The sequence below is a fragment of the Legionella drozanskii LLAP-1 genome, assembly GCF_001467585.1.
Classification (GTDB): domain Bacteria; phylum Pseudomonadota; class Gammaproteobacteria; order Legionellales; family Legionellaceae; genus Tatlockia; species Tatlockia drozanskii.
Map to the genome: position 1 here is coordinate 55,398 of NZ_LNXY01000001.1, position 16,296 is coordinate 71,693.

Below are 16,296 nucleotides of genomic sequence, written 5' to 3' on the forward strand. Positions count from 1 at the left end.
TGTCCATCACCATGATTTTTGTTTATACTAACATGAGGGGACCAATAACAGAAGGATATTGACGTGGAGAAAGTGTGGTTGAAACATTATCAAGAAGGTGTGCCTCATGAAATTGACATTAATGAGTATTCCTCCCTTGTTTCCTTATTTGAAGACTCTTGTCGTAAATATTCTAAAAAAATTGCCTATGTTAATTTAAATAGTGGATTAACCTACGAAGAGCTTGATGAAAAAAGCCGGGAATTTGCAACTTACTTACAGCAGAATCTGGGTTTAAAAAAAGGAGCTCGTGTCGCTCTTATGATGCCTAATTTACTTCAATACCCCATTGCATTATTTGGTATTTTGCGAGCTGGATGTATTGCTGTAAATACAAATCCACTCTACACGACTGACGAATTTATTCATCAAATGAATGATTCAGGTGCTGAGGCTATTGTTGTTCTTGCCAATTTTGCTAAAACTGTTGAAAAAGGCCTAACACACACTAAAACGGTCAAACATATTATTGTTACGCAAATCGGTGATATCTTTCCCTGGTACAAACGATTAGCAGTGAATGCCGTAGTAAAATACATTAAAAAATTGGTTCCTGCCTATGATTTACCGCAGGCGATTTGTTTTAATGATGCATTAAAATTAGGTAAGAATGCAGAGTTCACCTCGCTCAAATTGGGTCATGATGATATCGCTTTTCTTCAATATACGGGTGGGACTACCGGAGTCGCAAAAGGGGCGATTTTAACGCATGGCAATATGGTAGCGAATGTGTTACAAGCCTTTGCATGGATTTCACCACTAAAATTGAGCTCCGATGATATTATTGTGACTGCCTTGCCGCTTTATCATATCTTCTCACTAACAGCTAATTGCCTAACTTTCCTGAAAGCTGGCTCAAAAAATATTTTGATTACTAATCCACGTGACATCCCTCATTTTATTGATGAGATCAAAAACGCAGGCTTCACAGCCATCACAGGGGTCAATACCTTGTTTAATGCGCTGATGAACAATCCTAAATTCCATGAGATTGATTTTTCAAAATTAAAATGTGCTTTAGCAGGCGGGATGGCTTTACAAAAAAGCGTATCACTTAGATGGCGCGAGCTGACAAAGTTCCGTATCTTGGAAGCCTATGGTTTAACTGAAACCAGCCCGGCAGCAACAATTAACCCAATGTATTTGGATGAATACAATGGCAGCATTGGATTACCCATTCCTTCAACAACCGTTTCCATTCGTGACGAAGCCGGCGCAGAAGTTCCCATTGGAGAAGCTGGAGAGTTGTGTATCAAAGGCCCTCAAGTAATGGCTGGTTACTGGCAGCGTCCTGATGAAACGGCCTTAGTCTTCACCGATGATGGCTTTTTAAAGACCGGGGACATCGCCAAGGTTGATGAAAAAGGATTTGTCTATCTGGTCGATCGCAAGAAGGATATGATTGTCGTTTCAGGCTTTAATGTTTACCCGAATGAAGTTGAGCAAGTCATTAGTATGATGTCAGGCGTGCTTGAGGTAGGAGTCGTCGGCGTACAAGATGAAGAATCTGGAGAGCGTGTCAAAGCTTGCATAGTGAAAAGAGACCCTGCCCTTACCCCTGAACAGGTAATTGCCCACTGTCGAGAACATTTAACCGGATATAAAATACCCAAAATTGTTGAGTTTTATAAAGAGTTACCTAAAACTAACGTAGGAAAAATTTTACGCCGCGCGTTAAGAGTGACAGAAGTCGAAACGAAAGAGGCGAGCGTTGCTTAAATAACGTTGGGCCAAAGGCAGTTCAAAGGCCCAACCTACACGTTCAATCTTAAGTCCCAGAAATCATTTGCATCATAATACGAGCTGTAGCACCCCAAACATAATGACCACTGGCAATGAATTGATAAGTTGTAATAGTAAACCCCGAGCAACTTATTTGAATTTCCTGATAATTCGATTTTTTCACAACCTCGTTAAATGGTAAAAAAAACACCTCATCAACCTCATTTTTATCGGCTTGATATGGGGATAATTGATCAATTGAAGCGAACCAGGGGTGAATAATAAAACCAGTGAGGGTTTGCTCAGGCCGCAGCGACTTTTGCAATTTGATTCGCGAAGAGAGAACTCCTAGTTCTTCTCGTAATTCGCGTAAGGCAGTGTCGAATAAACTCTTATCCCCTACTTGCCAACGACCACCGGGAAAACAAATTTCTCCAGGGTGAGCACGTAAAGTTTTAGATCTTTGAGTCAAGACTAAGGAGTCACTTGAAAGTTCATGCAGAACAACCACCGCTGCATTTTGGGGGGTTAAATTTTTATAGTCCATTTACTATCGCTGCAATTTTAGTGAAACATTCTAGGTATTCATCTTCCCAATTCGAATCAATTACTATCCCACCCCCTGAAGCCAGAAGCAAGGTTTCTTGTCGGGCGACTACTGTGCGAATAGCAATATTAGTATCAAAGCGACCATGTCTGGAAAAATAACCGATCGCTCCACAATAGAGACCGCGTCCATGAGCTTCCTGTTCAGCAATAATCCGCATAGCCTCGAGTTTCGGGGCACCGGTGATCGAGCCGCCAGGGAAGCAAGCAGCAAATACGTCCATCGCTGTTTTAGATTCTAAACAAACCGCTTCTATATGACTTACTAGATGATGGACTGCTTGATAACTTTCAACGACACACAAATCACGAACCTGAACCGAGCCTGGCTTAGCAATTTTGCCTAAGTCATTACGCAGCAAGTCAACAATCATGACGTTTTCCGCATTATTTTTGCTCGACACTAATAATTGGCTGCGCAAAAACTCATCTTCTTGAGGATTCGAGGAGCGTTTCGCAGTGCCTTTGATGGGTGAAGTTAATAGTTTTCGTTGATCCATCATTAAAAAGCGCTCGGGGGAAAAACTAAGTACCTCTGTTTCTGCAAACCTCAAGAAAGCAGAGTAAGGAACGGGATTATTCTTTATGATTTTCTTATACATTTCCCAAACATCACCTTGATATTTTGCCTTAAAAGCTTGGGTATAGTTCACTTGATATGAACGTCCGCGGCGCAAATCCTGATGAATAGCATGGAAGGCAGCTTGATAAGCCTCTTTCGTCACCAAAGGGCTAAATTCATTCGTTAAAATGAAAGAATCTGTCTTGCTAGATTCTCTATGCCAAATCGCAAGTACTTCTTTAACTATTTGCGCCGTTTCTGGTCTTGTATTTGCTGCAAATAAACTTATTCTTTTTAAATTATGATCACTAATGAGGGCCCAATCATACAAACCAAGATGAACAAGCGGCATATGCTTTAATTCAGCGTGTGGAACTGAATTAATCCCTGCGAGACTTGCAGCAAAGTCATAAGTAAAATAACCAATCGCACCGCCCTGAAACGGCAAATCAAGCTCTGAAACAGTGGGTGAAATTAGCTCTTGCAATTGATTATATATGTCAGTCGTACTGGATGTTTCTTCAAGTTTAAATTGATCGTAGGGATAAGCACTGAGGATGTCATAACGACCACCTTTTCTATCACTACTCTGCAAAAGAACAAAACCTGGTAATCGTGCTAATTTCTCATAGTTTTCGACTAAATTCTCGCTGTAATATAAATCATAAATTTGCAATTTGGTCATTTATCTTCCTACTTAAACAAATTTTTTAAAAAACTCTTTACGCACATGGGGAGAAAATTGTACATTTCGGGCTCTTTTTCTCAAATTATAAAATAACCATGACTAGTTGTTATATTAAATCCCTTTGTTTTCGTGGCTCTCCCTTGGTTTGGGAATATGATCAAGATACAGATAAAGCTGTTTGTCTTTTTACAGTCATTGGAGCCTCAACAAAAACAGATAAAAAAAGCATTATTGCCTATCTGTCAAAACAAAAAATGGAGGGTTTAGTCATTGATGGCGAAACCGTCACTCTTTCAAAGGTAAAAGAAAACTACGCAAAAGACTTTATGTCGATTGTATCTGCACCACTACCTCCTACAATTCCCCCACTTAATCTTTCAAATATATCATCTCCACCATCAAAACCAGCACCTCGTCAGACATTAAATCCTGCACAGGAAAAATCTCGTTTAACTCGTTCGCAGAATGTTCCAAGAACTAATGTAAAAAGTTTTTTCAGCGAAGCGTCAGGTAAGGAAGAAGCAAGATCCAAAGAACCGCCAAAGCTTTCATCCTCCCAATCTATTCCTCAATCAACTCCAGCGAGAACACAAAAAAGTAAGCCGAGTTCGTCCGAAAAAAATCAACCTACAGGATTAGCATTTAAAACAATATTTCCAGAAAACGTTGACTCAGATCTTGCAGCGGATACTACCCATTATCAAATTATGGCAATTAGTAATGCTAAAGTTGCTGTTAATGATGAAGAATACGTGACTAAAACAGATTCTAGTTATTTTAGAAATAAATATGAATTGGAGTTAGCGAAGCCCTCTACAGTTATTCACTCAAGAACGACTTTTCATGGAAAAATTACGAAAGTAAGTAATGGGGAACTACTTCCTGTTAAAGAACAGCAGATGAAAATATTTGAAGACTTTTTCGATAACATATTAGATCACTTATATGGGAAAAGACCGACAGACCCACAATTAATTCATTTTTTCCAAGAGGCAATTAGACACGCGATGCTTAATGAGCCTAAAGGGATGGTAGTAAAACCTGATCAATCCGTTAATATCGGTCTTACTTATCTTGAAGAAAAACCACAGAGAGAGATGGAAAACAAATCTCAAGGTCTAGCTAAGGAAATGATTCACCAAGCAATTTTTGAACGAGCAAGAGTTCATCTAAGGGTTTTTCGATTTTTCATTACCAATGACATTAAAAGCACTGCATTAACAGCAGATAAAAAAATACAGGCCGAATTAGATGCTTTAAAATTAACTTTAAGAAAGCAAAGAAAATTATTCGCTGAGGCTTGTGTTTTACTAGAGGAACTCACTGAGTTAACTGGAAAATCAGGCCGAATTGCTACTAAGCATAAACTTATCTCACAGATAATAGAGGTACATCGGAAAGAACGAACAAATCTTCCTCTTAAATCATTAATGGAGGAGAAATTTAAAGAATTTGATACTATTGAAGTTGCTGCTTTTGAAGACACAAAAACTAGAATAATACTTATACCTGAAAAACTAAAAGAAAATCTTATTATGGATGGATATTCTTGCTATCAATTTATAAAAAACTTTCTTGAGGGGAGATTTAGCGAGAAAAAGGAACATAAAAAAAGAGAGCATAAGAAAAAAGAACATATCGAATCGATTACAGAGCAAATTATTGCAAAAACTGTTGGCTTAATCCACGATAATTTCAATCATAAAAATGATCGGATCCCTAATATGTATGCCTCGGAAGATGAAGATTTTTATTTTTCGGAAAGCATCGAGAGACAACTTATGGAAGAGCTACCTCAATTAGAGGCTAAACTAGACCAAAAACAATATGAAAAAACGAAATATGAACAAGAATTAGTTGAGATATGCTCAGATTGGATTTTTGCCTTTATAGAGAGTCTGTTACAAAATAAAGTAACAATAGATCTGAGTGCATTGGAGCATAAGCATATAAGTAAAGCAGAGTCAGAAGAAGCTAAGACGCCTAGACGTAGAGCACGTACTAATTCAGACCCTAAAGAGAGTGGACTCCTTTCGCCTAGAAAAGGTATTAGTGGTTTATTTAGAAGTAAATCTGATCGAGACACTAAGGAATCAGGACGAGATGAAACACCTACCCCAAAAACACCTAGGAATTTATCTTCAAGTGGCAAGCTCGACTCCCAAGCTACTGAAGAAAAAAATGAATCCACGTTTGAACTCGGCTAATCCCTGACAGTAATCTGATGCATGCAACCATGACAAACTTTAATCCCCGGTTGCATGCTAGCAGCGGGAGAATTGGCCTTAGTACCTAGTTTTTACAAAAAAATCTGAGTATTCTATTGGCCACGCGTTGTTAAATAAAGGAGACTGACCGTGGCTATAGTCGCCCGATTTGAAATACCCTTTAGCCAAGTGCTTAATGAAAAGGGTGAGATTTGTGACGCTTTACCTGATTTCGCTAATGATGGAGTAATGTTGAAGGAACTCTATCGCGTCATGGTGCGCACTAGAGTGTTCGATAAAAAAGCAATTGCACTACAAAGAACTGGTAAAATGGGCACTTACGCGCCAATTAACGGTCAAGAAGCCATCTCTACAGCGATTGGCCACGCTATGCGACTTGGAGATGTACTTGTTCCCTATTATCGTGATTATGCGGCTCAATTTCAGCGTGGTGTGAAAATGTCTGAGATCCTTAGCTACTGGGGTGGTGATGAGCGTGGCAGTCGATTTGAAAACAATGCTGAAGACCTGCCCATTTCTGTGCCTATCGCCTCTCAATGTCTGCATGCTGCTGGTGTTGCTTTTGCTTTTAAATATCGTAATGAACCCCGTGTTGCAGTAGTCTGTCTCGGTGAAGGCGGAACTTCTGAGGGAGATTTTTATGAAGCAATGAATGTTGCTGGCATTTGGAACTTACCCGTGGTTTTTGTGGTAAATAATAACCAATGGGCTATTTCTGTTCATCTTTCCAAACAAACAGCGACCCAAACGGTTGCACAGAAAGCGATTGCAGCTGGTTTTTCTGGCATTCAAATTGATGGAAATGATGTTTTGGTTTGCCGAAAAGTTATCGGTGAAGCCATCGAAAAAGCACGTCGCGGTGAAGGTCCTACACTGGTTGAGGCGTTAACCTATCGACTTTGCGATCATACCACTGCCGATGATGCAACGCGTTATCAACCACCCAGTGAAGTCGAAGAAGCCCAATTGAAAGAACCAATTAGTCGATTTAAACATTTTTTAGAACAACAAAAAATCTGGGACAAAGCGCAAGAAGATCAATTAATGAAGGATAGCCACGAGATGGTGCAACAAGCGGTAGATGAATATCTCAGTCAAGAAAAACAGCCGATTAGCAGTATTTTTGATTATCACTACGCTGAACTACCCTCTTATTTAATCGAGCAACGCGCTATCGCCATGGAGGAAGCGACTCATGCCTGATATAACCTTAGTTGAAGCAGTAACCCAAGCTCTAGCTTACGAATTGGCTAATGATGAAAATGTGGTTGTTTTCGGTGAAGATGTCGGTAAAAACGGAGGTGTGTTTCGCGCAACAGTAGGTTTGCAGGACCGTTTTGGTGAGCGTCGTGTTTTTGATTCCCCTCTTGCGGAATCAATGATTGGCGGTCTAGCGGTGGGGATGTCGGTGCAAGGCTTAAAACCCGTCGCAGAATTTCAATTTATGGGCTTCATCTACCCTGCCATGAATCAGATTATTGCCCATGCTGCAAGAATGAGAAACCGTACTCGTGGCCGTTTAAATTGTCCTATTGTATTCCGCGCGCCTTTTGGTGGTGGGATTAGAGCACCAGAGCATCATTCAGAAAGCACTGAAGCCTTATTTGCACACATCCCCGGTTTACAGGTAGTTATTCCTTCTTCACCCAAAAGAGCTTATGGATTACTCCTCGCTGCAATAAGAAATCCTGATCCGGTCATTTTCCTTGAGCCGAAACGTATCTACCGTTTAGTCAAACAACCCGTTGAAGACAATGGGAAGGCACTCCCTCTTGGCAAATGTTTTACTCTACAGGAAGGTGATGATGTGACCTTAATTAGCTGGGGAGCTAGCATGCATGAAACCATGCAAGCGGCAAAGCAACTTGCTGATGAAGGAATCTCGTGTGAAGTTATAGATGTTGCGACAATTAAGCCTTTAGACATCGAAACAATATTAGCCTCTGTTGAAAAAACTGGACGTTGCGTCATTGTGCATGAAGGAGCAAAAACAGGCGGTGTTGGTGCTGAAATTTCGGCACAAATCATGGAATATGCTCTCGCTGATTTATTAGCTCCGGTACAACGCGTGACCGGTTATGACGTAGTCATGCCCTATTTTCAGTTAGAAAAACACTACATACCGAGTGTTTCCCGAATAAAAGACAGTGTCATGAGCATAATGGAGTAATAATGAATATTTTCAATCTACCTGATTTGGGCGAAGGGTTGCCCGATGCAGAAATTCATGAATGGTTTGTTAAAGAAGGCGACCTAGTAACTCTAGATCAGCCCCTAGTATCCATGGAAACAGCTAAAGCAGTAGTTGATGTACCCTGCCCGCAAAATGGAAAAATTACCAAACTTTTTGGTAATCCTGGGGATGTGATAAAAACTGGTGAACCATTGGTAGGCTTTGAAGCGGCTGAAACAACTAGAGTCGATAAAGGAACCGTCGTTGGCAACCTCGAAGAAAGCACTGACATCAGCCCCGATAATTTCATCATTGGCTCAAGTCGTGCCGATTCAAAACGCATTAAAACAACCCCAGCCGTGCGTTTGCTAGCAAAGAAATTGGGAGTTGAACTTAATTTAATTCAAGGCAGTGGTGAGCATGGCCTCATTACTCGCGACGATGTGCAAGCTGCCGCAAATAAAAAAACAGAGTTACCTGAAGGGTATGAGCCGTTACGTGGGGTTCGGCGTGCAATGCTCCATAGTATGGTGCAATCTCATCATGAAATTGTGCCAGTTAGTATTTTCGACGAAGCAGATATAGAAGGTTGGCAAGCAGGTACTGACATTACAGTCCGCTTAATCCGTGCTATCGTTCATGCTTGTAAAATAGAACCCGCACTTAATGCTTGGTTTGATACGACACACAGTGCAAGAAAATGCTTTGATGAAGTCAATTTAGGCATCGCAATGGATAACGCTGAAGGATTGTTTGTCCCTGTCATTCATAATGCAGCGAAATGCACTGATGAGCAATTACGAACTATGATTAACAATTATAAACAGGAGGTAAAAGAACGTGTTATATCTCCTGAAAAATTAAAAGGCGCAACAATTAGCTTATCCAATTTCGGTAAATTTGCAGGCCGTTTTGCAAGTCCCATTATCGTTCCTCCAATGGTTGCAATCCTTGCAGTGGGTCGTTTATATCAGGCTGCAGTGGTTAGCAAAGATAAGGTTGAAGTCCATCGCATGTTACCCTTATCCTTAAGTTTTGATCATCGCGCTGTAACAGGTGGCGAAGCGACACGATTCTTAGGTGCAGTTATGGAGTCGTTGCAAATGTAGGCAGGCCTTGGCCATCACAGGCTAAGGTGATCTCTCTCGCCCGCGGTCAAAGCCGCGGGGATTGTCTTTAGAATAAAGCGGGAAATTCGCAAGATATTTGCTAGGCTGCTGATGCAGCCCTATTTTTAGAAATAACCTGCTCGATGTTATCTACATGTTCAAGGCCATCAGTTCTACAGAAAAAGACTGATTTTCCAACCATCAATTCAGTCACTGCTCGTTTGACAGGAATAGCTATCCCCAAGCTAAGAATTGCAAGTGCAGCTAGACCTAAGTTTGCAATCAAAGGAAGCCATGAAGTGTGCTGGCTCATTACATTGTCTTTTGAATGAATATGACATCTAAAATCTGCGTAAAAATCTAAGAAAAACTGTCTGTTTTCTAATGGAAGCTCAGGTTTATTAAATTCATCTTTATTATCAATAATAAATCGATCTGCTTTTGTCTGCAGAGCGATTGCTAAATTCTTAGCAACATTACCCTGCTCTTCATAGTCTTTTAAAATAGTATCGCCAAATTGGTGTAGCTTGCTTATTTCCTGATAAAGCTTATTCATTCGTTCAGTCAATTCAGGAATATTAATATCTTCTAAGTAGTCGAGCGCTAAGTCATGATTAACAACAGCTATGGTGTCTAATTCAGCTTGATATTCCCTGGGAATCGTTCTATCGAACTCATTAAGCTCAACTAATAAACAGTTAAGAATTGAACGTAATTTAAATCCTCCAAATGATTCTTTTTTCTCCTGTATAATAGTAGAAATAGCGTTGCTATCACCCGATTTTGTATAACTATCTAGCGCAAGATTAATCCTTTCAATAAATGATTCGCGCGCTTGTGCATCATGAGAGAATAAACGATCTTTAAAGCTTTTACGTTTAATTACATAACCAGTCAGTTCTGTCGTAAATCGCGTAGCAAATTCTACTCTTGCTTTAACACGCTTCCCTAGGTCAGAATTAACGCGATTTTTGTTTTGCATTTGCTGTTTTAAATCTTCATAACTAGCCAAAATATTAGTTATTTCATTTCCAAAACCCAACTCATCCAAAGAGCTTTTTAATTGATTTAATTCGCAAGAAGGAAACTTCGTTAAATAGTTATCCACTTCATTTAGGTGGATTACATTAAGCTCGTAAGTAGTTTTGTTTTCATCAAATTTTACATCTGCTTTCGTTTTATTTTGTTCAAGCTCGGATCGTATCACTTGAAGGAGAGATTGAATCTCTTCTAAACACTGCGAGTTTTGACTTCGGCAAATCTTGTCCAATTGATTGAAGTGTTCGATTGTAGCTTCGATTTCAATTTTTAGCTCTTTATTATCGAGCATTTTCAAGTTAGTGCCTAGCAAAGGAATTCTAGTTAAATAGGCGCTAACAAATTGTACTAAATCGGTAGATTGGTTGAACTTACTATTCAATCGAATCAACTGATTTGCCTGGGTTAGTTTTTCATCCTCAGGCTTAACATCTAGCGCGAGAGAAATTGCATTGAGTTTTTCATTTCCCTGCGCCACTTGATTTTGTAAATCATTTAATCCCTTACGACAACTGTTTTCGATAATAATCTGAGCTATTTTTCGTTTAGAATCAGCAAGCAGTTTTTTAATGTTATTAATTTTATCTTGGTAGGCCGTATTGTCGGTTAAGTTATCTACAGCCTTTAATAAATCTTCAAGCTGCTGCAATTTTAGGTTTGCTAAATCAAATCCTGACATTAATTTAGCTTGATTGAGATTAAGTGCCTCCGCATCTAGACTAGAAACTTGATTTTCCAATTCAGTAATTTCTTTGCTTAATAGTTGATGGCCTTTTAGCAATTTAATAATTGTATCAAGAATGTTTATTTCTTTTGTTAAACCTTCTAATTCTTTTTCGCTGACACGTACTTCAGGATTTAATACTCGAATTTCATCCTCTAATAACTGAGCTTTATCGTTAAAAACCTTTTCTTTTCGGGCACAATCTTGCTCATGTTCCCTACTTAATTCCTCTATATTTCGATTAAGAACTCGTATGCTGTCTATTAAAGCCAATAATAGCGATAGCTCATTTTCATTGTCTTGAAAAGCAAGCAATTTTGGCCTATCTGCTATTCGCATTTTGTAAATTACAATATGCGATGTAAGAAAGGTCAAAAGAAGATCTGTATTTTCAATAACTTCTATGTCATTAGCTTCTTTGTTCCGATAATTAGCCCAACGTTCTTTTGTATGATAATGACTTTGCAAGTTATCTAATAAAACATCAAAGCCCCTATCTCTTTTTGACTTTAAGATAGCTTTGATTTTTTTATCCAGAGCACTAAAATTAATCTTTCCTTTAGTATTCGTAATCTGCTCTTGAGCCGCTTCAAGTGCTTGAAGCATATTTTGATCGAATGTCTTGTCTCTTGATTCTTTAGATTCCTGTCTATACTCCCTAATAAAGCTATCCATATAATCAAAAGCCGATTGAATACCTAGATGAGTCGATAAGTTTTCATCACTTAAAATTGTCTCTGGATTTGCTCCAGTTTTTGTGCAAAATTTGAGCGCATCAATTAGTTCTGTGCGTTGAGTAGCAAACCTATCTTTTTGTAACCTTAATTTGTCTTGATAAGCGATTAGTGCCTCAGGGGTTCTTATAGCTTCAGTATTTTTACCTTTGATTAAATCTGCTTTTTGTTTTTCCTTTATTAAAAGTTGTTCACGCTTCTTTTTTAATTCTTCTATTTGCAATACCTGTCCTGCGATTTTACTCTCGATTAGTTCAATGAAAAGAGACGGATCAGAGGACTTCATGGTCTCAGACAGCTCTTGGGCTGATTTGGCTTTGTTATACTGAATCTCTAACGCTTTTTGTCGTAACTCTAGAGTTGTGATTTTTCTTTGCAGCAAAACAAGAGCTTGCTCCGCTCGCTCCCTACTTGATTGATAACAGGCAGCGGTCTGTACTGCGATTTTTGGCTCAATTTCTAATAAAAGCCTAGATAGCTGTGCTGTATTATTGAGTATCTCTTTTTTTAGCTTCTGTACTGCACTTAAATATTCACGTGCTCTCCCTAAATCCAGAGATACCGAATTTTTCTGTTTAGCAATGAACTCAAATCTTGCATCGATTTTCAGATTTTCAAAATTGTCCTCAAAACTCTCAGATAATTCTGATGTCTTTTTAATATAATTTATTAATTCCTTATCAATTCGCTCATTTTCACGAACATGAAAGTCGCTTACTTGAATTTCCCAGGTTTTCGCTTCTTGCTCACATTGCATCACAAGTTCTTTTCTTTTCTCTTTTAAAGAATTAATTAGCCGCTCTATCTCGCTATATTGTGATGGTCCAAAAATCAAAGCATCTTTAATAGGTATGACCGCAAATTGAAGCAACCTGTTTCTAGCAATAATGACCTCAGGGAGTTGATCCTCCATATAGGATGTATCCAATCCAGCCCTTTGATCTTTCTGTAAATTAGAAATTAGCTCCGGATATAAACCAAATAAAGTTGCAACATCTTGCTTTTCATAGTTTTTATTTCTATTTGCTAGGTCAACTAGTTGCTCAATACTCTGAGCTAAGCCTTTAATCTGTTTATCAAGTAATTCAACTTTTTTGTCAGAATGACTTTCGGCCTCTAAAGAACATTTAAACTCCGCAAAATCCATTTCGAGTTGTTTTGCCTCGCTTAAACATCGTTTAGCACTATTCTTTTCCATTCTAGTAAATTTTTGCAGCCACTCTGCTTTTGCAATTTCACTTTTAACATGAGTTGTTTCAGAATAATTATGCAAATAACTGTTTAAGGCAGCAAACAAAGTAGATATAACCGTGGGGATGGACTGATCAAATATATCTTCTATAGAAAGGCTATCTATCTCACCATCCTGGTTAGTGACTTTATAAGAAAAGCCAGTACTATCATGGGTAACTTCATTCGTCGAGTTGCTTTGCTCTTCTACAAGTTTAGGAGCATGCTCAACAACAACTTTTAGAAAATCAAGATTGCTGGGTAGTAACGAAGCTAGGCTACTATTTTTTATATCGATGGTAAACGCTTGGGGATTTAAAAAGGAGACAGTATCGTTTAACTCAGCAGGCAACCGATCCAGCAAATCAATTACTTCAATAATAAAATTGTACATTGAAGGATGACTAACAATAAGTTCTTGGTAGTTAAACCTTGGAAATAACGACGCCTGAATTTTTTGGGTCAATAATTCCACTAATGCTTTAGAATCAAAGAGACCATTATTTGTATTGACTAGATCAAGCTCATCGATGACTTTATCAAGAATGTCGAAATATTGGTTTAAATCACAACCAGGAATTTGACTGGCTTTCTCGTAATGTGGTTTCTTCAACTCAGCTTTTAATTTTTCTTTAAAAGCAATGATATTCGATGAGTTAAACTGTTTAATATTCTCTTGGCAATGTTCAACATCATTGGACAAGTTTTTTTGGACTAGTTTGTAAAAGACATAAGCAGCAGTATCGAATTCTTGAGAATCAGCCAACTTACTGTAAAAACTGATTACCTTCTTAAAAAATGGAATTAGATAAATTCCCCTAGGTTCTCCGCCTTTGTCGTAATACTTTAAAAGGGCTTTGCTTTTTTCAAGTATATTTTTTAGATCTTTAAGTTTTTGAGTTGCATAGGATTTAGCTACGGTAGGCTGCTCTTTCCCTTTTTCGTTTTTGTCAATGAGAGCAGTTAATTTATTGTTTAGGTGATTTAAGAGCTGTCCAAGGGGACTTTCATCTAAGGAACTAAACTTTTCATTAGTTACCGGTCTTGTAAGTCTTTTTCTGCCCACTTAAACCTCAAACTCTATAATGCCTATAAATGAACTCAAAGATACAGTAGAAAGCTTAAGCAAACCTTAAGAAATCTAATTTTTTGAAGTTAGAAAATTGCCTCAATTTGCTTAAGTTCTCGCCCCTATACCCACAAGTCTAGCAATAGGGTGCTGTTCTATTCCATTACTATGAATACTTTTTTTCCTGAGTGGTTTCTACCTCATCAGTTAATTGATTTTCTCTTCTCGAGAAAAAACCGTGAGCATCTAACAAAGACCGAGATTTTTTCAATTTTAAAATGAAGACGAGTCTATTTGATTTAATAGAGCTGCTAATCGACAGCCAGCCAATGCTATTCTTTCTTCAGTGAGGCCCATTACCATAGATTGATATTTCTTATCAGGTTCTTGTCTTGCCTTTAATTGGTAGGCTTTATCAATTGCTATTTGATGAGATTCTTCTGCCCAAACTTGAGGATCGAGCTGCATTTTTTCAAGCTTGCAAGGCCACAATTTTTCGATATGGATCGCTTTCTTATCAAGCTGGTTTTTTGAATAAAATCCTCTTTTAAGCAAATATCCTCCTCCCTTATCCCAATACGCATGCAAAGTGGTCGCAATTGGATTTTTACCTAAACGGAAAAGATTTCCTCCCTTATCGCCTTGAGGATAAGTGTTACTATACTGGTTGACTGTGTGCAAGGGTTGATGGATATCACCGATAACGTGAAATAAAATTCTTAAACTGAAACCTCTATCAAAGTCCTTTTTTGAAGTTTGAAGAATCTTTTTTGCCTCTTCAATTGCTGAGATAGCATTAATTTTATTAGGTGGCTGCAGCCTTGTACCATCTAATGAGAAAGGCAAACCAATATAATGCTTTTTCCGCAACCACAGCTCATTTTGATAACGTAAACTATCCAACCAAGAAGCCGAGTCTACTAGACTTTGCTTTCGATATACGCTATCAAGTGCACGGTTATAACGGTTATAAACTTGTTTAGCATGGTCGGTAAGATGGTGGTAAGCAATTTGAGCCACCAATAGGTGACCCAAAGCATTCCAACAGTAACCATTCTCAAGAATAACGACCATGAGAAAAAGGAAACCCAGTTTTCTCATTGAAATTAACCTGTATAAGGTGACCAAGCTGGTTCTTGGATATCACCATCTCTAGCGGGTAGGCGCATTTTAGTCCGTCCATCGATTGAGACAATGGCTAACACACCCTTGTCATTCGCTCGTGTAGCGTAAAGAACTAATCGTCCATTAGGCGCTACTGAAGGTGATTCATCAGCAGGGGAAAAGGTTAATTGCGTTAATTGGCTATTGTTATCGGTATTTTGGATAGCAATATTAAACGCTCTATCTTCACCACGATGCAGCATAACAATATGTCTTTGGTCAGGCGTATAGGAAGCCCGTGCATTGTAATTACCATCATAAGTCATGCGAGCAATGCTTCCATCAGCAAGAGATAAGCGATAAATCTGTGGCGATCCCCCCCGGCCAGAAGTAAACAATATGGACTTACCGTCTGGTGAATAACGCGGCTCAGTATCGATTGCTTCACCAAAAGTGAGTTGCTTCATATAACCACTGCTGAGATCGACACTATAAATTTTTGGAGAACCCCCTTTCGATAAAACTACAGCGAGATTTCGTCCATCATTTGACCAAGCGGGCGCACCATTAATTCCAGTAAAATCAGTTAATAAACGGCGCTTACCGGTTTCAACGGATACTGTAAAAATTTGGGCTTTCTTTTTTTCAAAAGATACATAGGCAATTTCCCGACCGTCGGGCGACCAAGCAGGCGACATAATGGGTTCAGTGGAAACGAGTAAACTTTGTGGATTATGGCCATCTACATCAGCGACCTCGAGAAAATATTTTGCTTTATCACTACCCTTTTTTTGAACAAGAATATAGGCAATGCGGGTAGAAAAAATGCCGCGCTCTCCGGTCAATTTTTGATACACTTCATCACTAATATGATGGGCAAGCGCACGAACATCATTAGCGCTGATTTGGTAGTTTTTAGTTAGTAAAACCTTGCCCTGTGCCACCGCATCGAGCAATTTATAGTTCACATCATAGCGATTATAGCCAGTCCGAGTCACTTGACCTGATAAAACGCTGTCTGCCCCTGCTTCGCGCCATACGCTAAGAGCTAATGGCCTTCCTTGAGGTGCAGGAACGATTTTAAATTGTCCCGAAAATCGGAAATCAGCGTTGACGACTTCAGATAGCTGCTGTCCTATTTCATCATAACCAAAGGGTTCAATCGCTATGGGTAAGGCGGAATTAATCCCTTGAGTCAATTCCAAATCGACAGCAAATGACATGATTGGAATAAATAATAAAACTGCTGCAATTAAACGTTTCAACACGT

At 38.8% G+C, this 16,296-nt stretch carries 10 protein-coding genes; 5 read left to right on the forward strand and 5 right to left on the reverse strand.

The window, feature by feature from the left end:
• Positions 1-63: 63 nt before the first annotated feature.
• Entirely contained in the window at positions 64-1,758 is a 1,695-nt protein-coding gene (locus tag Ldro_RS00285; protein WP_058494423.1) for an AMP-binding protein, read from the forward strand.
• Positions 1,759-1,807: 49 nt separating this feature from the next.
• Here the strand turns inward: Ldro_RS00285 and Ldro_RS00290 are convergent, their stop codons facing one another.
• Both Ldro_RS00290 and pabB read right to left on the reverse strand, forming a co-directional pair.
• Positions 1,808-2,308: an NUDIX hydrolase gene (locus Ldro_RS00290; protein WP_058494424.1), complete on the reverse strand. Its 501-nt coding sequence runs from the start codon at positions 2,306-2,308 to the stop codon at positions 1,808-1,810.
• On the reverse strand, positions 2,298-3,614 hold the full coding sequence (gene pabB, locus Ldro_RS00295) for an aminodeoxychorismate synthase component I (RefSeq protein WP_058494425.1): 1,317 nt from the start codon (positions 3,612-3,614) through the stop codon (positions 2,298-2,300). The genes Ldro_RS00290 and pabB overlap by 11 nt, the downstream gene beginning before the upstream one ends.
• Before the next feature lie 98 nt (positions 3,615-3,712).
• On the opposite strand from pabB, the gene Ldro_RS00300 reads away from it, so the two are divergent.
• The 4 genes from Ldro_RS00300 to Ldro_RS00315 all read left to right on the forward strand — a co-directional run bounded on the left by Ldro_RS00300 (position 3,713) and on the right by Ldro_RS00315 (position 9,127).
• Positions 3,713-5,824, forward strand: a complete 2,112-nt coding sequence (locus Ldro_RS00300) for a hypothetical protein (RefSeq protein WP_058494426.1) — start codon at positions 3,713-3,715, stop codon at positions 5,822-5,824.
• A 150-nt stretch (positions 5,825-5,974) separates the two neighbouring features.
• The gene (gene pdhA, locus Ldro_RS00305; protein WP_058494427.1) at positions 5,975-7,048 is read left to right on the forward strand and encodes a pyruvate dehydrogenase (acetyl-transferring) E1 component subunit alpha; all 1,074 of its coding nucleotides are present in this window, start codon (positions 5,975-5,977) and stop codon (positions 7,046-7,048) included.
• Positions 7,041-8,015, forward strand: a complete 975-nt coding sequence (locus Ldro_RS00310; RefSeq protein WP_058494428.1) for an alpha-ketoacid dehydrogenase subunit beta — start codon at positions 7,041-7,043, stop codon at positions 8,013-8,015. Before pdhA ends, Ldro_RS00310 begins: the two co-directional genes overlap by 8 nt.
• Positions 8,016-8,017: 2 nt before the next feature.
• On the forward strand, positions 8,018-9,127 hold the full coding sequence (locus tag Ldro_RS00315; RefSeq protein WP_058494429.1) for a dihydrolipoamide acetyltransferase family protein: 1,110 nt from the start codon (positions 8,018-8,020) through the stop codon (positions 9,125-9,127).
• 100 nt (positions 9,128-9,227) lie between these two features.
• Here the strand turns inward: Ldro_RS00315 and Ldro_RS00320 are convergent, their stop codons facing one another.
• From Ldro_RS00320 to tolB, 3 genes are all read right to left on the reverse strand, one after another.
• Complete coding sequence (locus Ldro_RS00320) at positions 9,228-13,919, reverse strand: coiled-coil domain-containing protein (protein WP_058494430.1); 4,692 nt, start codon at positions 13,917-13,919, stop codon at positions 9,228-9,230.
• 276 nt (positions 13,920-14,195) lie between these two features.
• Positions 14,196-15,023 (reverse strand): S1/P1 nuclease, encoded by an 828-nt coding sequence (locus Ldro_RS00325; protein WP_058494431.1) that lies wholly within the window; start codon positions 15,021-15,023, stop codon positions 14,196-14,198.
• A 5-nt stretch (positions 15,024-15,028) separates the two neighbouring features.
• Positions 15,029-16,294, reverse strand: coding sequence for a Tol-Pal system beta propeller repeat protein TolB (gene tolB / locus Ldro_RS00330; RefSeq protein WP_058494432.1), 1,266 nt, complete (start codon positions 16,292-16,294; stop codon positions 15,029-15,031).
• Between the last annotated feature and the right edge of the window lie 2 nt (positions 16,295-16,296).

Coding starts and splice junctions, on each gene's coding strand:
- Ldro_RS00290 (WP_058494424.1), bottom strand. CDS start 2,308: ATGGACTATAAAAATTTAACCCCCCAAAATGCAGCGGTGGTTGTTCTG.
- pabB (WP_058494425.1), bottom strand. CDS start 3,614: ATGACCAAATTGCAAATTTATGATTTATATTACAGCGAGAATTTAGTC.
- Ldro_RS00300 (WP_058494426.1), top strand. CDS start 3,713: ATGACTAGTTGTTATATTAAATCCCTTTGTTTTCGTGGCTCTCCCTTG.
- Ldro_RS00310 (WP_058494428.1), top strand. CDS start 7,041: ATGCCTGATATAACCTTAGTTGAAGCAGTAACCCAAGCTCTAGCTTAC.
- Ldro_RS00315 (WP_058494429.1), top strand. CDS start 8,018: ATGAATATTTTCAATCTACCTGATTTGGGCGAAGGGTTGCCCGATGCA.
- Ldro_RS00325 (WP_058494431.1), bottom strand. CDS start 15,023: ATGAGAAAACTGGGTTTCCTTTTTCTCATGGTCGTTATTCTTGAGAAT.